Source organism: Modicisalibacter xianhensis (assembly GCF_900113605.1).
Taxonomy (GTDB): Bacteria; Pseudomonadota; Gammaproteobacteria; order Pseudomonadales; family Halomonadaceae; genus Modicisalibacter; species Modicisalibacter xianhensis.
Map to the genome: position 1 here is coordinate 223838 of NZ_FOPY01000004.1, position 18778 is coordinate 242615.

The following is an 18778-nucleotide window of genomic DNA, read 5'->3' on the forward strand; positions in this document are numbered from 1 at the left end:
TCATGGCATGACTGCGAAGGAACAGGAGCGACAGACTGTCCTCAAAGGTGCTCCTCATTGTACCGGCGCGCCAGAACCGCACTGTCATCGGGTGTATTGAGATTAGCAAACGCCTCGGGGCAGTCACTGAAGTCGACCGTGCATAGCGCGTGACGCGCATACCAGCGCTGGACCTTGCGCTCGCCGTCAGATAGAGCCTCTCCGAGATCGCCAGCCAGGCAGCGCCGCATGAGCGCGACCACCGGATGTGCACGTTCGCCGTCATGGGCCATGGCAATATCATTCCCGGCGATGCCGGACAACATGCGCGGAATCAGGTCGGCAGGCAGCGCCGGGCTATCGCATGGCACGACCAGCACCCAAGGTGTCGATGCGGCACACAGCCCACTCCATATTCCCATGAGCGGGCCCTGATACCCCTCTTCGCGATCGGTCACCACTTCGGCCCCCAGTTCACGATACGCTGCCAGGGATCGATTGGCGCTGATCAGGACCTGACTCACCTGTTGCTGGTAACGTCTCAGGACATGCTCGATCAAGGGCCGTCCGGCCAACGACAGCCATCCCTTGTCTACGCCGCCCATGCGTCGACCTTGTCCTCCCGCCAGAATCAACAGCGAGACGTGTTCGCGATCCATGAATTCCCTTGATTGTTGACTACTCAGACAAAATAACGAAAACGTGTCGTGGCATCACCCACCGCAACGCATCGGCAATGTGCCTGTCGATAAAGACTGCATCTCGATCAGACCAATGGTATATAGCCTAACGCAGTCAATCAGCGGGCTCATTGATTGGACGCAAGCCGTGGAGGCGGCATTTTTCGCCTGGGGAGGAACGCGTTATCATGCCGTCAAGTATGTTCAACAAGGGAAAGAAATGAGTGGATTCGATGTCGGGGCACGGCTAAAGCAACTGCGTCAGAAACGAGGGCTGTCCCAGCGTGAACTGGCCAAGCGTGCTGGTGTCACCAACAGTACGATATCACTGATCGAACAGAACAGTGTCAGCCCATCCGTCAGCTCGTTGAAGAAGATACTGGACGCCCTGCCCGTCTCGATCAGTGAATTCTTTGCCGGCGAGGAATTCACCCAGGAAAAGGTCTTCTATCGCGCCAGCGAATTGACCGAGATCGGCGATGGCAAGCTGTCCTGGCGCCTGGTCGGTGCTCGCCGACCCAATCGCAGCATGTCGATCATCCACGAGTATTATCCCCCGGGCGCCGATACCGGCGAAGACATGCTCGAGCACGAAGGCGAAGAAGGCGGCGTGGTTGTGTCGGGCACCATCGAACTATCCGTCAATGGCGAGGCGCAATTGCTGACTGCCGGGGACGCCTACTATTTCGACTCACGGCTTCCGCATCGCTTTCGCAACGTCAGCGACAGTGACTGCGTCATCGTCAGCGCCAATAACCCTCCCAGTTTCTCCGAAGGAGGAACGGAAAAGCATCACCACTAGAGCGCGGGGGAAAGCGAACGTTCGCGCTTTCCCCCGATGAGCTCAGTGCTCGGTGTCCTTGGCCGGCGGCAACACCAGGTTCAGTACGATACCTACCAACGCCGCCAGGCTGACGCCCTGCAGCACGAACTGGCCGCCGCCAACCTGCATGCCTCCGATACCGAAGACCAGGATCAGCGAAACGACCACCAGGTTGCGCGGCACGGTGAGTGCCTGCCCCGCCCTGACCAGGGTATTCATGCCCACTACGGCAATCGAGCCGAACAACAAGGTCATGATGCCCCCCATGACCGGAGCGGGAATCGTCTGTAGCAATGCGCCAAGCTTGGCCACGAACGCCAGGATGATCGCGACGAAGGCAGCAACGATCATGATCCGCGGATTGAAATTGCGCGTCAGCGTCACCGCCCCGGTCACCTCGGAGTATGTGGTGTTGGGTGGGCCTCCGAACAGCGCAGCCACCGACGTCGCCAAGCCGTCGCCCAACAGGGTGCGGTGCAGCCCCGGCTTTTCAAGATAGTTCTTGCGGGTCACCGAGCCGATGGCAATCATGTCGCCGATGTGCTCCACCGCCGGTGCAATCGCCACCGGAATCATGAACAGGATGGCCGACAGATGGAACGTCGGTGCCACGAAGTTCGGCAACTCGAGCCAGCCGGCGTCCCTCACCGGCGTCATATCGACCACGCCCATGGCCAGGCCGAGTGAATATCCGACCAGAATGCCTCCCATGATCGGCACGAGACGCAGCAGGCCTCGTCCGAATACGGCCAGGATCAACGTGACAAGCAAACTGAGCATCGACAGCGTGATCGCCTGACCGTAGCTGATGGTGTCGCTGGTCGCCCCGGTCGCCATGTTCACGGCCACCGGCGCCAGTGCCAGGCCGATCACCATGATCACCGGGCCGACCACGACCGGCGGTAACAGGCGATGCAACCAGGCAGTCCCCTTTAGCCGCACGACTTGGGAAATCGCCACGTAGACCAGGCCCGCAGCGAACAGCCCCCCCAATGTGGCCGGGATGCCGAAATTGGCGACCGAGCCCTGGATCGGCGCAATGAAGGCAAACGACGAAGCCAGGAACACCGGCACGCTCTGCCGCGTGACGGCATGAAACACCAGTGTCCCCGCTCCGGCGGTAAACAGCGCCACACTGGGATCGAGCCCGGTGAGCAGGGGTACCAGCACCAGCGCACCAAAGGCGACGAAGAGCATCTGCGCCCCGGTCAGCAAGGTACGTGGCAGGGACTCGGCCGGCATGGGGGCGGCCGATGAATTATCGGTCATGAGAGAGACTCCAGAGATTTCATCGGGCAATTCGCAACGCGCGGCATTCTACCAGCCCCGGGACGGGTTGGGTTCCACGTCGTACCATGATCATCCAACGTTGCCGGTCGCCTCCGCCTCTCGGAGAGTCAACGCATCAGGCCTTCTCGTCCAGGCTGTCCGGAATCAGCGAGCCGGTCGAGGCCAGGTACTCGTCCAGCCGCGCCTGGGCCTGGTCGCCAAACAAGAGTTGGCAGGCTTCGCGCAATCCCGGCGAGGCCCGGATGACCTCCTCGCGTACCACCAGGGATATTTTCGAGCGCCGACGGAGAAAGTCCTCCAGTCGGGTGACCATCTCGTGTCGCCGAGCCAGTTTCAGTTCACCACGTAAGTATTCCGTTCCCTCGATTAATACCTCCCCCTGGCGCGGATCCTGTCGAATGTCCTCGAGAACTTCCATGGCCTGGGCGCCATAGCGCCGCCACAGACGCTGGCTCAGGGGCTCCGAGGCCGACTCGGCGGTCATATCGTCGAGATGCATCAGGCGCGCCTGGTGCAGGAAAGCATCGCGTACGGCGCGGTCAGGCTCGCCATACCAGCGATACGAGGGATAGGCGAGTTCCACGCCAAGCCGGCGCACCTCGGCGGCGACCTCCTCGCCCACGTTCAGGCAGTCCGTCAGCTTGCCGCCAAAGATGCTGAGGTGCCGGGCCTGCCTGTCGACATCGATGGCATGCTTGCGCGACAACTTGAGGAAGTCCCGCTTCTCTCCGCCACTGGGCTTGACGGCCAGCGGCCTGACGCCGCAGCGGATCGAGATGATGTCGGACACCGTGAGCGGCCTGTCCAGCGCCAGCCGCGAGTTGATGTTCTCCAGTACGAAACGGATGTCATCATCGGTCGCCACGACCTCTGGTCGCTCCACTCGGGTGTCGGTGGTGCCGATGCAGGTTCGCGCGCCCATGGGGATGACAAAGAATAGCCGTCCATCATCCGCAAAGAAGGCCAGCACCCGGCGACTGCCGGTCAGGCGTGGCACGATCAGGTGAATGCCCTTGGAAAAGACATGGCGATGGGCAGTCCGTTGTCCCGATAGCGTATTGTGCTCGTCGACCCAGGGCCCGCTGGCATTGATCAGCACGCGGGCGCGAATGTCGAACCTCGTATCGGCCTCACGATCATGCGCCGTGACGACCCAGCCTCCCTGCTCGTGCCGCGCTCCCACCGACTCGACGTAGTTGGCGGCTACCGTGCCGAAATCCAGCGCATTGCGCACGAAATTGAAGACGAAACGCGCATCGTTGTCATGCAGATAAGCATCGGAATACTCGAATCCGCCAGTGGCACGACGAATGTCGATGATCGATTCGCGGGCCTTGATGGCACGCGTGCTCAGGAAGTGGGGACGTTGGGTGAAACCGTTCCCCATCAACCAGTAAAGCCAGGCCCCCGCCCAAGGATAAAGTGGGTGATACCGAAAACCCTCATGAATGGTGGTCAGAAAGCGGATTTCCTGCACCGTGGAGGGGTAGCTCCTGATCAAGTGATTGCGGCTCTTGCATAGCTTGCGCACTAGCGCAAAATCCCCGCTCTCCATGTACTTGATGCCGCCCCAGACCAGATTCGAGGAGTGCATGCTGGTGCTGCTGGCAAAGTCTCCGCGGTCGATCAGGGCCACCCTGGCGCCCTTGCCGCTCAGCGCTGCGGCCGCCGAGGCCCCATTGATACCTGCCCCGACCACGAGGACATCGAAGACCTCGCCGGTAAGCTTCTTGATGTTGTTCTCTCGCAGTTGCATCTTGAACCCTTTCTGAAGGCAAAGAGCCCCGCTCGGTCATGCCGAGCGGGGCTCTCAGTCCCGTTCAGGCAACCGTTCACACGTTACCGTTCGCCCCGCCTTTCCTTGCCTGGTTCGGCGGAACACGATGCTTTCTCACGGGTTCAGCGTGTACCGGCAGCCATCCACTGCTTCATCAACTCGTCGTAGGGCACCGTGGTTCCCTGAGGCATCTCGTTGTCCAGCTTGGCTTTCGGGGCTCCCGGCTGGGACAGCCAATACTCGGGATCGCGCTCTTCGTTGAGATTGGGTGCATAAGTTTCGAAGACCTTGGCCCGGGCCAGACGCGCCATGATGCTATCCAGGTCGCCCGCCAGGTTGTCGAGCGCCTCCTGGGGAGAGATGTCGCCACTCACTGCCGGAGACAGGTTCTGCCACCATAGCGGTGCCATGCGTGGATAATCCGGCACGTTGGTACTCGACGGTGTCCACTGGGACTCGTTGGGACTGCGATAGAATTCGACCAGGCCGCCAAGCTTGGGTGCCATTTCGGTCATCTGGTCGGAGAAGACATCGGATTTACGGATCGGCGTGAGACCGGCCATCAGTTTTTCGAGCGATACGCTCTTGGACACGGTGAACTGAGCGAAAAGCCAGGCTGCCGTGCGCCGGTCTTCGGGCGTGGAGTCGAAGAAGGTCCAGGCCCCCACGTCCTGATAGCCGACCTTCATGCCCTCTTCCCAGTAAGGACCGGTCGGCGATGGCGCCATGCGCCACTTGGGTGTGCCGTCTTCCTCGGTCACCGGCAGCCCCGGATCGGTCATGTCGGCAGTAAATGCGGTGTACCAGAAGATCTGCTGGGCGACATTGCCCTGTGCCGGGACCGGTCCGGCCTCGCCAAAAGTCATCCCGCTGGCCTCGGGTGGTGCATATTTCTTCAGCCAGTCGACCATCTTGGTCACGGCAAAGATCGAGGCCGGCGAGTTGGTGGCACCGCCTCGACTCACACTGGCCCCCACCGGCTGGCTCTGCTCGTTGACGCGAATCCCCCAGTCATCGACGGGATTGCCGAATGGCACTCCCGGGCTACCCATGCCGGCCATCGACAGCCAGGAATCGTGAAAACGCCACCCCAGCGAGGGATCGCGGCGGCCGTAGTCCATGTGTCCATAAACCTTGGTGCCATCGATTTCACCGACATGTTCCGTAAAGAACTCCGCAATGTCCTGGTATGCCGTCCAGTTGGTGGGTACGCCCAGGTCATAGCCATAGATATCACGGAACTGCTTCTGTAGATCCTCGCGCTGGAACCAGTCGTACCGGAACCAGTAAAGGTTGGCGAACTGCTGGTCGGGCAATTGATAGAGATTGCCGTCCGGGCCGGTGCCGTACTGAATACCGATGAAGTCATCCAGGTCCAGACTCGGCAGCGTGTAGTCCGCCCATTCGTTCTTCATGGCCTCGGAGAGATTGACGGTGCTGCCGTAGCGAATATGCGTTCCTATGGAGTCCGTATCATTGATGTAGCCATCGTAGATGTTGCGCCCGGACTGCATCTGCGTCTGCATGTTGTTGACCACATCACCCTCGCCGATGATGTTGTGCGTCACGTTGATGCCGGTCAGTTCACTAAATGCTTCGGCGAGCACATCGCGCTCATAGATATGCGTGGTCAGCCCTTCGGCAACCGTATTGATATCCATGCCGCGGAAAGGTTCGGCCGCCTTGGCGAACCATAACAATTCCTCGATTTGCTGTTCGCGTGTCAGCGTCGAATCCTGGAAATGCTCGTCTATCAAACGCTCGGCGATGGCACGGGCATCATGGTTGTCGGCGTGCAACGTCCCACTGGCCAGCATGACACCGGCAGCGAGCAGAGAGAGTCGTATTCTTGTCGATTTCATAATGACCTCTTCGTTTGTGGTAGTTCGTCCATGAACCAGCAGTTCCATGTCGTTGTCAGCCCCAGCGCAACAGCACCAGAATCCAGAGAATGGACAACCCCAGGGCTATCCAGATACTCAGTGGCGTAAACCCCACCACCAGCAGATGGATGTAGGCGGCGGAAAGCAGCCCGATGAAGAGCCGATCCCCCCGTGTAGTCGCAAGCGGCAGAAAGCCCCTGCGCTCGATGGTCGGTGAGGCAATCTCCCAGGCCGTCATGCCGACCAGCATGGCTGCGATGACAGAAAAGAAGATCGCGGTAGGTGTGGTCCAGACCATCCATTCCATAGCGTGACTCCTCAGGTCCGTCCCAGGGCAAAACCCTTGGCAATGTGATTGCGCACGAAGTAAACGACGACGATACCCGGCAGAATGGTCAGTGCACCTGCGGCGGCCAGCGTTCCCCAGTCGATGCCGGATGCACCCTTGGTCTGGGTCATGACCGAGGCAATCGGCTGCGCATTTGTCGCGGTCAGTGTGCTTGCCAGGAGCAATTCGACCCAGGAGAACATGAACAGGAAAAACAGCGTGACACCAATACCTGAGCTGATCATGGGAATGAAAATCTTCACGAAGAAGCGCGGAAAGCTGTAGCCGTCGATGAATGCCGTCTCGTCGATTTCCTTGGGCACGGAGCTCATGAACCCTTCGAGGATCCACACCGCCAGTGGGATATTGAACAGACAGTGCGCCAGCGCCACGGCAATATGGGTATCGAACAGGCCCACCGTGTAATACAGCTGGAAGTACGGCAGCAGGAAAACCGCAGGCGGTGCCATCAGGTTGGTCAGCAACCAGAAGAACAGGTGCTTGTCGCCGATGAACTGGTAACGGCTGAAGGCATAGGCTGCCGGCAGTGCCACAAGGATGCTGATGACCATGTTCATCAGCACGTAGGCAATGGAGTTCAGGTATCCCATGTACCAGCTTGGGCTGGTGAATATCTTCACGTAATGCTCCGTCGTGAAGCTCTCCGGCCACAATGTGAGTCCACCGAGTATCTCGTTATTGGACTGGAAGGACATGTTGAGCAGCCAATAGATGGGCAGGAGCACGAACACGATGTAGGCCGCCATCAGGCCTCGGCGCCGCCACTGCGCCAGGGCCGAACGCGATTTGCGACGCCGTCGGGCAGCCGCTTGTGCCGCGTGCTTGCGTACGGCGTCGGGGGTACTGACCAGCGAGTCGGTCATCTCAGGCCTCCTCATTCTTCTTGTCTTTTTGCATGTTCATGATCGCCGTGTAGAAGACCCAACTGACGAGCAGAATGATCAGGAAGTAGATCAGGGAAAAGGCTGCCGATGGGCCCAGGTCCTGCTGACCGATGGCCATGGTGGTCAACGACTGGCTGAGGAAGGTCGTTGAACTCCCCGGCCCGCCCCCTGTCAGCACGAAGGGCTCGGCATAGATCATGAAGGAGTGCATGAATCGCAACAGCACGCCGATGACCAGGACATTGGTCAACTTGGGCAGCTGGATATAGCGGAACACGGCCCACCGGGATGCCCGATCAATGCGTGCTGCCTGGTAGTAGGCATCCGGAATCGAGCGCAGGCCACTGAAGCAGAGCAAAGCGATGAGCGGCGTCCAGTGCCATACATCCATCAGGATGATGGTTGCCCAGGCATCCACGGGATTCGCCGTGATGTTGTAACCGTACCCGAGTTCACGCAGGCTCCAGCCCATGAGCCCGATGTCACCGCGGGTGAATATCTGCCAGATACTTCCCACCACGTTCCAGGGAATCAGCAGCGGCATGGTAACCAGGATCAGCACGGCCGAGGCCTGCCATCCCCGCTTGGGCATGATCAGGGCAATGCCAATTCCCAGCGGCACCTCGATGGCCAGTACCGTGAGCGAGAAGGCGAACTGGCGCAGCAACGCAGCCTGCAACGCCGGATCATTGAGCATTTCCTTGAACCACTCGGTGCCCGTGAAGAAACGTGTATTGGCATCGAAGACATCCTGTACCGAGTAGTTGACCACGGTCATCAACGGGATGATGGCAGAGAAGGCCACCAACAGCAGCATCGGCAGGATCAACCACCAGGCACGGTTGTTCTGAATCTTGTTCATGAAGCAATCTCCACGCGGAACTCATCGACATACAGACCGATCCACTTGCCAGGGAAGCGCAGATAGGCCTTGCCGCTGGGCGTCGGCTGTTCTTCCTCGATGCGCGCCTTGAGCGTGGTATCGCCGAGCCTGAGATAGAGAATGGAGTAGGTTCCCAAATCCTGGGCATGGATGATGTCTGCCACCATGCTGCCCTCGACGTGGGCGTCGTGGACCTCGATGAATTCGGGGCGAATGCCCAGCTTGACGTTCGTCGAGCGGATCTCACCCAGCGCATCGGCAAACTCCCGGCCGACAGCCAGCTCCGTCGTGCCTGACACGACGTGTCCATCGCGCAGCGAGACCTCGAGGAAGTTCATGCCGGGGCTACCGATGAAGTAGCCGACAAAGGTGTGGTTCGGTGCCTCGAAGAGTTCGCGTGGCGTTCCGAACTGAACGACCTGGCCCTCATACATCACCGCGATCTTGTCAGCGAAGGTAGAGGCCTCCAGCTGATCATGAGTTACGTAGACCATTGTGATCTCGAAGCGCTGGTGGATTTCCTTGAGCTTGCGCCGTAGCTTCCACTTGAGGTGGGGATCGATCACCGTAAGCGGTTCGTCGAAGAGAATCGCGGACACGTCGTCACGCACCAGCCCGCGCCCCATGGACACTTTCTGCTTTTCATCGGCCGTCAGGTTCTTGGCCTTGCGCTTCAACTGCGAGGTCAATTCCAGCGCATCGGCGACTTCCATGACTCGTTCATGAACCCGGTCTTCGGGTGTCTTCACGTTGCGCAGGGGGAAAGCCAGGTTGTCATAGACGGTCATGGTGTCGTAGACGACCGGAAACTGGAAAACCTGCGCAATGTTGCGCAACTCGGGAGGCAGCGCATTGACACGTTCACCATCGAACAGGACATCGCCACTGGAGGGTTCCAGCAATCCTGAAATGATGTTGAGCAGGGTCGACTTGCCACAGCCCGAGGGGCCAAGCAGTGCATAGGCGCCCCCCTGCTGCCAGACATGATTCATCTCGCGGATGGCATAGTCTCCCGGTGACTCCGGGTTGGACAGGTAGCTGTGAGCCAACGATTTCAAAGCAATCTCAGCCATCTCACAGGCCTCCCAGATGAGTCGGAATGTGCACCACGGCACCCTGTCGATCGAAGGCGTAGATCCGGTGTGTCGGAAAGTAGAGAGTGACCGGTGCCCCGCCATTGAAGCCATGCACGCCACCCAGGTGCACCGACAGATGAAACAGGTCGTTGTGTGCGTGCAGGAAGGTCTCTGAACCGCTGATTTCCGCCATGTCGACGATCATCGGCACCTCGATATCGTCACCGGCACGCGGCGTCAGGGAGATATGCGATGCGCGAACACCGAAACGGTAATCACCGGGCGGTAGTGAACGCAGGTCCTCGTTCACCGGGAAATGCAACCGATTGTCGAAAGTCACCTCGGTGCCGGAGATGGTGCCGTGCAGGATGTTGATCGGTGGCTCGGAAAACATTTCGGCCGTCTGGATATCGCGCGGACGATGGTAGACATCCTCGGTACGGCCATACTGCAGCAGGCGCCCTTCATGAAGAACGGCAGTATTGCCTCCCAGCGCCAAGGCCTCGGCCGGTTCGGTCGTCGCATAGACGGCAATACAGCGACGTTCGCTGAATACCGAGCGCAGCTCCTCGCGAAATTCCTCACGAAGCTTGTAATCCAGGTTGACCAACGGCTCGTCGAAGAGAACGATATCCGCATCCTTCACCAACGCTCGCCCCATCGCGGTGCGTTGCTGCTGGCCACCGGACAGTTCCAGGGGCAAGCGGTTTAGAAAGGGGTCGATATGCAGCATTTCGGCGATGCTGCGAACGCGACGATCGATCTCGCCACGACTGACCTTGGCCAGTTTCAGAGGTGACGCAATGTTGTCGTAGACGGTAAGACCCGGGTAATTAATGAACTGCTGATAGACCATGGAGACGTTGCGCTTGCGAACCGGAACGCCAGTGACATCCTGGCCATTCATCAGCACCCGCCCTCGTGTCGGGGTATCGAGACCAGCCATGAGGCGCATGAGCGATGTCTTGCCCGCCAGCGTGCGCCCCAGAAGAACATTGAACGAGCCGGGTTCCAGCTCGAGGTCGATGCCCTCGATGTGGGTTTCTCCGCCAACCACACGCTCGAGGTTTTCAAGAATCAAAGACATACTGTGCTCGGTTGTTCGTTGTTATCGAGTATTCGTAAGCGGCTAGTTTGAACACTAGTCGAGATTCGAATACAAACACAAATGTCCACAACCGAAAAAAACCAGCAGCGCGTTAAAAATGCGTCAGAAGCGCATTTAATTTACTGTTTTAAAAAGATTAAAATTGGACATTAAACTTTTGACCAAGACGATCGAAAAAGCTGGCGGGAAAGCAAAAGCTTATGTCATGTTCGGTATTGGTCGATTCCGAACATCAGCAGAATAGACAACGAAAAGAAGGGAAGGTCGACGTAAGGACCGAACGGGGCCCGGCTGGCCGACGAGCGGCTAGCCGGGCCGTGGCCCTCAGCGAGTCCCGAAAATCTTGTCTCCGGCATCCCCGAGGCCCGGCACGATATACCCCTTCTCGTCGAGCCGCTCGTCAATGGCAGCGGTATAAATCTCCACGTCGGGGTGTGCTTCCTGCACCCGGCGGATGCCTTCCGGCGCAGCGACCAGCACGATGACCTTCATCAGCGGACAGCCACGGTCCTTGAGCATGTCCAGCGTGGCGACCATCGATCCGCCCGTTGCCAGCATCGGGTCGATGACGATGGCCAGGCGCTCCTCGATGTCGTTCGCGAACTTCTCGAAGTAAGGCACCGGCTCGAGCGTTTCCTCGTTGCGATACAGCCCAACCACACTAATGCGGGCACTGGGAATCAGGTCGGTCACTCCTTCGAGCATCCCCAGACCGGCCCGCAGGATCGGCACTATGGTCACCTTCTTGCCCTTGAGGTGCTCCACTTGGATAGGCTGACCATTCCAGCCCGGAATGGTCACCGACTCCACTTCAAGGTCCTGAGTCGCTTCATAGGTCAACAGCTTGGCGACTTCGCCAGCCAGTTCACGAAAGCTCTTGGTACTGATATCGGCGGTGCGCATCAGGCCCAGCTTATGCTTGACCAGCGGATGATCGATGGCGTGTACGCTCATGGCGAGACCCCTTGAAGGCGGTGAAAGGAGGGACGGGCTAGGCCCGAAAATCGCGCGCAATTCTATCGCGACCTGCCCGCCGGGTTAAGGGCCAATCTCGGCCAGGCCCATCATGCCGGGACGGACGGCAATTGCCAGTCGATCGGACCCCGCCCTTTTGCTTCGAGAAAGTCGTTGGCACGAGAAAAGTGGCGCTGCCCGAAGAACCCTCGATGGGCGGACAACGGTGAGGGGTGAGGTGCGTGGAGCACCAGATGCCGCTCACGATCCACGAACGAGGCCTTTTTCTGGGCATAGCTGCCCCATAACAGAAACACCACATTCCTGCAGTGTTCATTGATGGACTGGATGGCCCGGTCGGTAAACGTTTCCCACCCCCGGTTGCGATGCGCACCGGCGTTGCCCTGCTCGACGGTCAGTACGCTGTTGAGCAGCAGCACCCCCTGTCTCGCCCAGCTCTCAAGAAAACCGTGGTCGACCGAAGTGAAGCCGACATCCTGCACCAACTCCTTGTAGATGTTCTGCAACGAGGGGGGTGCAGGCACACCCGGGCGAACCGAAAAGCACAGCCCATGGGCCTGGCCCGGACCGTGATAGGGGTCCTGGCCGAGAATCACGACCCGAACCTGGTCCAGCGGCGTCAGCTCGAAAGCCCGGAACCAGTTCGAGGAGTGCGGATAAATGACCTTGCGTGCCTGCTTTTCCGCCGCCAGGAAGTCTCGCAGCGAGTGCATGTAGGGCGCCTCGAACTCGGCACCCAGAAAACGATCCCAGCTTTCGGGTAGCGGCGATACCATGGTGCGTCCTTAGCCTAGCTATCCTGACCGCGCATCTGATCCACCAAGGGTTCGACATAGGCAATCCCCATGTCCCAGGGGAACTGGATCCAGCAGCCCTGGGCCACTTCGGTAAGGTACTGGTCGACCAGCGGCTTACCCTCCGGCTTGGCATAGACGGTCACGAAATGTGCCTTGGGCAACATGTCACGAACGGCACGCGCCGTCTTGCCGGTATCGACGAGATCATCCACCAGTAGCCAGCCATCACCGTCATGATCGACGCCTTTCATGACATCCAGGCCGCCCTGTTCCATGTGGTCATAGCTCTTGATGCAGACCGTATCGATCAGCCGCACGTTCAGTTCGCGGGCGATCAGTGCCGCAGGGATCAGACCTCCACGAGTGATGGCCACGATACCCTTGAAATCGCGCTCGACGAGCTGATGGCACAGGGCTCGCACATCGCGATGCAGTTGATCCCAGGAGACGGTGAAGTGCTGGTGGTAACGATTGGCGCTCATGGACGATTTCCCTGGTGTGTTACGACTCAATCGTCGTCTTCCGAGAAGGAGCAGACCGCAAATACGCTATGCCCTTCTTCGCGAATTTTCTGCGACCCCCCAAGTTCGGGAAGGTCGATGATCGAGGCCGTCTCGACGACCAGACCGCCGCTGCGCTGGATCAACTTGGCGGCAGCCAGCATGGTCCCGCCAGTGGCAATCAGGTCGTCCATCACCAGAATGCGGTCGCCCTCGCGGAATGCATCGGAATGCAACTCCACAGTCGCCTCGCCGTACTCCAGCGTGTAGGTCTCGCTGATGGTCCTGAACGGCAGCTTGCCCTTCTTGCGCACCGGCACGAAGCTGCATCCCAGTTCATAGGCAACCGGGGCACCGATGATGAATCCACGCGCATCGATGGCGGCAATCGCATCGAGATTCATGTCCTGATAACGATGCACGAAACTGTCGATCAGCTTGCGAAAAGCCGACCGGTTCTGCAGCACAGGTGTAATATCTCGGAAATTGACGCCCGGCTGAGGCCAGTCGGGCACGGTACGTATCACGGACTTGATGTAGTCGCCGTAGATGCTCATGGATTTCCTCAGTCAAGGAACAGGTATTTCAAGGCAAACAGAATCGCCAGTACGGTGACGGCCGGGCTGAGCTCCCTGAAGCGCCCGGACAGCGCCTTGATGGCGGCGTAGCTGATGAAGCCCAACGCGATGCCATTGGCGATCGAGTAGGTCAGCGGCATGGACAACGCAGCTACCAGCACCGGCGCGGCCTCGGTCACGTCGTCCCAGTCGGCGCGCGCCAGGCTGCCACACATCAGCACTGCGACGTAGAGCAGCGCACCAGCCGTCGCATAGACAGGAATCGACCCTGCCAAGGGGGCGAAGAACAGGCTGATCAGGAACAATCCGGCGACCACGACTGCCGTCAGCCCCGTGCGGCCTCCAGACGTGATGCCTGAAGCACTTTCAATATAGCTGGTCGTCGACGAGGTCCCCAGCAACGCCCCGGTCATGGTTGCCGTGCTGTCGGCCATCAGCGCCTTGTTCAGGCGGGGCAGCTTGCCATCCTTGTCGAGCAGGCCGCCACGCTGTGCCACACCGACAAGCGTGCCGGCCGTATCGAAGAGATCGACGAACAGGAACGCGAACACCACGCTGATCATGCTGATGTCCAGTGCCCCGGCGATATCGAGCTGCAGGAAGACCGGGCCCATCGAGGGCGGCATCGACACGACACCACCGAACTCACTATGGCCAAGCAGGATGGAGATGACCGTCACTCCGAGGATGCCGATCATTACCGCGCCCATCACACGCAGATGTGCCAGCGCGGCAATGACGAAGAACCCGCCCAGGGTATATAACGCAGCCGGCTGAGCGATATCGCCGATCGTCAGAAGCGTCGCGGGATGATCGACGACGATACCGGCATTCTGCAGGGCAATGATCGCCAGGAACAGGCCGATCCCGGCCGCAATGCCCAGGCGCAAAGAGATGGGAATGGAGTTGATGATCCACTCTCGAATACGGAAGATGCTCAGCAACAGGAAGATCACGCCTGACAGGAACACGGCACCGAGTGCGGCCTGCCAAGTATAGCCCATGCCCAGCACCACGCCGAAGGTGAAGAAGGCATTGAGACCCATGCCAGGCGCCAGCGCAATCGGGTAATTGGCCAGCAGCCCCATGATAAGACATCCGATGGCCGCTGCCAGGCAGGTTGCGACGAATACGGCGCCCTGGTCCATGCCGGCCTGCGCCAGCACGCTCGGATTGACGAAGATGATGTACGCCATCGTCAGGAACGTGGTGAGTCCCGCGACGATTTCGGTGCGGATCGAGGTCTGGTGTTCTTCCAGCTTGAAGAAGCTGTTCAGTTGTCGTTTTAGCATTTAGGGGCCTGCGTACCTGGAACGGAATCCTTGGGAAGCGGGAAAAGCCGCACATGGTACCCAATGGCCTAACGATACGCGAGAGACACTGAGTACCGGCGGCCTTGGCTCGTCGGTCATGAGCAAGCTTACTGCCACAAGCCGCAGCGCATCCCAACGCAAGTTGACGACGCGGTCAACGCACTGGATCGTTGCGGCTGGCCAGGACACGCTCGACGGTCTCGACAATGGCCTGCGTTTGAGGATCGATCTCGATGTTGACCCGATCGCCAGGGGCACGATCGCTCAGGGTGGTTCGCGCCAGGGTCTCGGGGATCAGGTTGACGCTGAAGCGTGCCCCACGGACATCGCCGATGGTCAGGCTGATACCATCGACCCCGACATAGCCCTTCTCGAAGAGAAAGCGTGCATACTCGGCGGGCAGTTCGAACCACAAGCGACGGTTGTCAGGAGCCTCGTCGATTTCGACCAGTTCGGCCATGCAAATGACATGGCCGGACATGGCATGTCCACCAATCTCATCCCCGAAGCGTGCAGCCCGCTCGATATTGACCCGATCACCGACCTTGAGGCCGCCCAGGTTGGTCAGGCGCAGCGTTTCACGCATCAGGTCGAAACTGACCCGCTCGCCCTCGATGCGCGTCACGGTAAGGCAGCACCCGTTGTGGGCCACCGATGCCCCGATCTCGAGCCCCTTACGCATGACATCGTCCATGTCGAGCACATGGGTGCGAAACTCGTTTCTTTCCTCGACCGACACCAGTTCGGCCGTACCCTGCACGATTCCGGTAAACATCACGCTCCCCCTTGCTGAGGTCGCCAGTCTAGCCAAGAGGCAGAAGGATCGTCCACGCTTTGGTGAGTGGGCGGCACGCCCAACAGGATAAAGCTCCGAAAACACGCCGTATTACAAAAATAATTTCTATATATAAGCGGCAAACATTCGCACATATTCCAGGGCGATTGACACGTTTCATCTTACTCCCTAGAATCCAGCGCACATCATTCAGGCGCCGATTTGTACCCGGATTGCGGGCGCCTCCGGAGCCTTGTGTTCCGGAAAGTGCAGCTAAAAGGGTGTGTCCAGCGTTGATGGCCACCCACCAGGGTGGCCTTTTTTTTTGCGAGTCCGCTACCCTCCTGCTGTTCGAGCATCATCCCGCCCGCATATGCCGATACGTCCTGCCCTCTTCCCGGCGGGCCGGTGGGACAGTATCGCCACTAGCGTACGTTGGCGCCGCGTTTCGACCAGGACCATGATCACACTCGAGAACGTCTCCAAAACCTATGGCAGCGGCCCACAGGCGGTCCATGCCCTCAAACCGACCGACCTGCACGTGGCGCAAGGAGAGATCTATGGCGTCATCGGCCTGTCCGGTGCCGGCAAATCGACGCTGATTCGCTGCGTCAACCTGCTCGAGCGCCCCACTACCGGTCGTGTTGTCGTCGATGGCCAGGAACTCACTTCGCTCGGGCGCCAGGCGCTCAATCACGCGCGCCATCGTATCGGCATGATCTTCCAGCACTTCAACCTGCTGTCGTCGCGTACGGTCTTCGATAATGTCGCCCTGCCCCTGGAACTGATGGGCGTAGCCAAGCGCGAGATACGCGAACGTGTTCAGCCCCTGCTGGACCTGACCGGGCTGAGCGACAAGCATGACAAGTACCCGGCCGAGTTATCCGGTGGCCAGAAGCAGCGCGTAGCCATTGCCCGCGCCCTGGCCAGCCGACCCAAGGTACTGCTGTGCGACGAAGCGACCTCGGCCCTCGATCCGCAGACCACGCAGTCGATTCTCGACCTGCTGAAGGACATCAACCGCAAGCTTGGGCTGACCATCCTGCTGATCACGCACGAAATGGAAGTGGTCAAGTCGATCTGCCACAAGGTCGGCCTGATCTCCGCTGGCAAGCTGGTCGAGGAAGCCGATGTCGGCGACTTCTTCACCTCGCCGAGCACGCGCCTGGGACGTGAGTTCCTCAATGCCTTTCTGGAACTCGATCCGCCACAGGCGTTGATCGACCGCATGGAAGCCAAGCCCGGCCCGCAGACTCACCCTGTGGTACGCCTGGCATTTACCGGCGATGCCGTATCCACACCGCTGATTTCCCGCCTCGCTCGCGACTGCAATGTCGATGTCAGCATCCTCGAAGCCAAGGTCGAGTCGATCCAGGACCGTACCCTGGGGCTGATGATCGCCGAGTTGATCGGCCCTCAGGAGAAGACCCAGCAGGCACTCGCCTACCTCAAGTCACACGATTTGCAAGTGGAGGTGCTCGGTCATGTCCGGCGCAATGCTTGAACTGATACTGATGGCCACCCTCGACACCCTCTACATGGTGGGTATCTCGGGCCTCGTCGCCGCTGCCCTGGGCGTACCGCTGGGCGTTCTGCTCTACGTGACTCGACCCGGGCAGATACTGGCCCGCCCCGCCCTGAACGGGATTCTCGGCATCGTCACAAATATCGGTCGCTCGATTCCGTTCATCATTCTGATGGTCGCCATCATTCCCTTTACCCGGCTGGTCGTCGGCAGCTCGATCGGCACCAACGCCGCCATCGTACCGCTGACCATTGCGGCGATTCCCTTCGTGGCACGCCTGGTCGAAGGCGCTCTCAACGAAGTCTCGCCCGGCCTGATCGAGGCAGCACAATCCATGGGAGCCACCCCCTACCAGATCATCACCAAGGTGCTGCTGCCCGAAGCGCGCGGCGGCATCATTACTGGATTGACGATCACCGTGGTCACGCTGGTCAGCTATTCGGCCATGGCCGGTGCCGTTGGCGGCGGTGGCCTGGGCGATCTGGGCATCCGCTATGGTTATAACCGCTTCAACCCCGTGGTGATGCTGATCACGGTCGCCATCCTGGTCGTCATGGTGCAAGGCTTCCAGAGTCTCGGCGACACCCTGGTACGCAAGGCGGACCACAAATAGCCCGTTACGACTTGAAACACCGGCCGGCCGCCATCATGAAGGCAGGCTATCGCCATCACCTGCAAGGAGATATCGAATGACACCGACCCTGTCGCACCGTTTCAGCCCCGTCCGCCTGCTGGGCGCGGCAGCCCTGCTCGGCAGCGCCCTGCTCGCCGGCTGCGGCGGTAACGACGATGCCGAATCGTCCTCGATCAAGGTCGGCACCGTGGCCGGTCCCGAAACCGAGGTCATGCAGGTCGCCAAGCAACTGGCCAAGGAAAACTACGACCTGGATGTCGAGATCGTGGAGTTCACCGACTACGTCTCGCCCAACGCCGCACTGGCTGATGGTAGCCTGGATGCCAATGCCTATCAGCACGAGCCCTACATGCGCAGCATGGTCGAGGACCGCGGCTACGATTTCGCCATTGCCGGGCGCACCTTCGTCTACCCGATCGGTGCCTATTCCGAGAAATACGACAGCATCGATGCCCTGCCCGACGGCGCCACCATCGCGCTGCCCAACGATCCGTCCAATGAGGGCCGTGCACTGATCCTGATGCACAACGAAGGCCTGATCGAGCTCAAGGACCCGACCAACCTCGAGGCCACGCCGATCGACATTGCCAAGAACCCGCACAACTTCGAGTTCCGCGAGATCGAGGCCGCCCAGTTGCCACGCGTGCTGCCTGACGTCGACATGGCATTCATCAATAACACCTTTGCCCAGCCGGCCGGCCTGAGCCTGGACGACGCATTGATCCGTGAAGGGCCTGAATCGCCCTACGTGAATCTGATCGTGGTACGCGAGGGTGACGAGGACCGCGAGGCGATCCAGCAACTCGTCGACGCCTACCAGAGCGAGGAAGTCGCTGCCAAGGCACAGGAACTGTTCAAGGGCGCGGCCGTACCGGGCTGGGAGTAATCCCGTCCAGGCAAACGCCACACGTCGAGGCCAGCCGCTGTGCTGGCCTTTTTCATGCTTTGT

The 18778-nt window shown here is 59.7% G+C and carries 19 protein-coding genes; 4 read left to right on the forward strand and 15 right to left on the reverse strand.

Features of this window, described 5'->3' with window-relative positions; translation table 11 throughout:
* Positions 1-41: 41 nt before the first annotated feature.
* Positions 42-638, reverse strand: coding sequence for a molybdenum cofactor guanylyltransferase MobA (gene mobA, locus BM194_RS06035; RefSeq protein ID WP_092844754.1), 597 nt, complete (start codon positions 636-638; stop codon positions 42-44).
* 241 nt (positions 639-879) lie between these two features.
* On the opposite strand from mobA, the gene BM194_RS06040 reads away from it, so the two are divergent.
* Entirely contained in the window at positions 880-1461 is a 582-nt protein-coding gene (locus BM194_RS06040; protein WP_092844756.1) for a cupin domain-containing protein, read from the forward strand.
* A gap of 42 nt (positions 1462-1503) precedes the next feature.
* Here BM194_RS06040 and BM194_RS06045 read toward each other — a convergent pair whose 3' ends face one another.
* The 14 genes from BM194_RS06045 to BM194_RS06110 all read right to left on the reverse strand — a co-directional run bounded on the left by BM194_RS06045 (position 1504) and on the right by BM194_RS06110 (position 15670).
* Positions 1504-2751 (reverse strand): uracil-xanthine permease family protein, encoded by a 1248-nt coding sequence (locus tag BM194_RS06045; RefSeq protein WP_092844758.1) that lies wholly within the window; start codon positions 2749-2751, stop codon positions 1504-1506.
* 136 nt (positions 2752-2887) lie between these two features.
* The gene (locus BM194_RS06050; protein ID WP_092844760.1) at positions 2888-4528 is read right to left on the reverse strand and encodes a glycerol-3-phosphate dehydrogenase/oxidase; all 1641 of its coding nucleotides are present in this window, start codon (positions 4526-4528) and stop codon (positions 2888-2890) included.
* Between the two features lie 143 nt (positions 4529-4671).
* Positions 4672-6411: an ABC transporter substrate-binding protein gene (locus BM194_RS06055; protein WP_092844762.1), complete on the reverse strand. Its 1740-nt coding sequence runs from the start codon at positions 6409-6411 to the stop codon at positions 4672-4674.
* A gap of 55 nt (positions 6412-6466) precedes the next feature.
* Positions 6467-6739, reverse strand: a complete 273-nt coding sequence (locus tag BM194_RS06060; RefSeq protein ID WP_092844764.1) for a DUF2160 domain-containing protein — start codon at positions 6737-6739, stop codon at positions 6467-6469.
* Positions 6740-6750: 11 nt separating this feature from the next.
* A complete protein-coding gene (locus tag BM194_RS06065) occupies positions 6751-7644 on the reverse strand; it encodes a carbohydrate ABC transporter permease (RefSeq protein ID WP_218155371.1) in 894 nt (297 codons plus the stop codon).
* Between the two features lies 1 nt (position 7645).
* Complete coding sequence (locus BM194_RS06070) at positions 7646-8527, reverse strand: carbohydrate ABC transporter permease (RefSeq protein WP_092844766.1); 882 nt, start codon at positions 8525-8527, stop codon at positions 7646-7648.
* Positions 8524-9621 (reverse strand): ABC transporter ATP-binding protein, encoded by a 1098-nt coding sequence (locus BM194_RS06075; RefSeq protein ID WP_092844768.1) that lies wholly within the window; start codon positions 9619-9621, stop codon positions 8524-8526. Before BM194_RS06075 ends, BM194_RS06070 begins: the two co-directional genes overlap by 4 nt.
* A 1-nt stretch (position 9622) precedes the next feature.
* On the reverse strand, positions 9623-10711 hold the full coding sequence (locus BM194_RS06080; protein WP_092844770.1) for an ABC transporter ATP-binding protein: 1089 nt from the start codon (positions 10709-10711) through the stop codon (positions 9623-9625).
* Positions 10712-11056: 345 nt separating this feature from the next.
* Entirely contained in the window at positions 11057-11686 is a 630-nt protein-coding gene (upp, locus tag BM194_RS06085) for a uracil phosphoribosyltransferase (protein WP_092844772.1), read from the reverse strand.
* A 110-nt stretch (positions 11687-11796) separates the two neighbouring features.
* Complete coding sequence (gene ung, locus BM194_RS06090) at positions 11797-12483, reverse strand: uracil-DNA glycosylase (RefSeq protein WP_092844774.1); 687 nt, start codon at positions 12481-12483, stop codon at positions 11797-11799.
* 14 nt (positions 12484-12497) lie between these two features.
* On the reverse strand, positions 12498-12986 hold the full coding sequence (gpt, locus tag BM194_RS06095; RefSeq protein WP_092844776.1) for a xanthine phosphoribosyltransferase: 489 nt from the start codon (positions 12984-12986) through the stop codon (positions 12498-12500).
* 26 nt (positions 12987-13012) lie between these two features.
* Positions 13013-13561: an adenine phosphoribosyltransferase gene (locus tag BM194_RS06100; RefSeq protein WP_092844778.1), complete on the reverse strand. Its 549-nt coding sequence runs from the start codon at positions 13559-13561 to the stop codon at positions 13013-13015.
* 8 nt (positions 13562-13569) lie between these two features.
* Complete coding sequence (locus tag BM194_RS06105) at positions 13570-14874, reverse strand: NCS2 family permease (RefSeq protein WP_092844780.1); 1305 nt, start codon at positions 14872-14874, stop codon at positions 13570-13572.
* A 175-nt stretch (positions 14875-15049) separates the two neighbouring features.
* The gene (locus tag BM194_RS06110; protein ID WP_092844782.1) at positions 15050-15670 is read right to left on the reverse strand and encodes a riboflavin synthase subunit alpha; all 621 of its coding nucleotides are present in this window, start codon (positions 15668-15670) and stop codon (positions 15050-15052) included.
* Positions 15671-16130: 460 nt separating this feature from the next.
* On the opposite strand from BM194_RS06110, the gene BM194_RS06115 reads away from it, so the two are divergent.
* The 3 genes from BM194_RS06115 to BM194_RS06125 all read left to right on the forward strand — a co-directional run bounded on the left by BM194_RS06115 (position 16131) and on the right by BM194_RS06125 (position 18715).
* Positions 16131-17174, forward strand: a complete 1044-nt coding sequence (locus tag BM194_RS06115) for a methionine ABC transporter ATP-binding protein (RefSeq protein ID WP_092844784.1) — start codon at positions 16131-16133, stop codon at positions 17172-17174.
* Positions 17155-17808 (forward strand): methionine ABC transporter permease, encoded by a 654-nt coding sequence (locus BM194_RS06120; RefSeq protein ID WP_092844786.1) that lies wholly within the window; start codon positions 17155-17157, stop codon positions 17806-17808. Before BM194_RS06115 ends, BM194_RS06120 begins: the two co-directional genes overlap by 20 nt.
* A gap of 76 nt (positions 17809-17884) precedes the next feature.
* A complete protein-coding gene (locus BM194_RS06125) occupies positions 17885-18715 on the forward strand; it encodes a MetQ/NlpA family ABC transporter substrate-binding protein (protein WP_143097573.1) in 831 nt (276 codons plus the stop codon).
* The last annotated feature ends 63 nt before the right edge of the window (positions 18716-18778 follow it).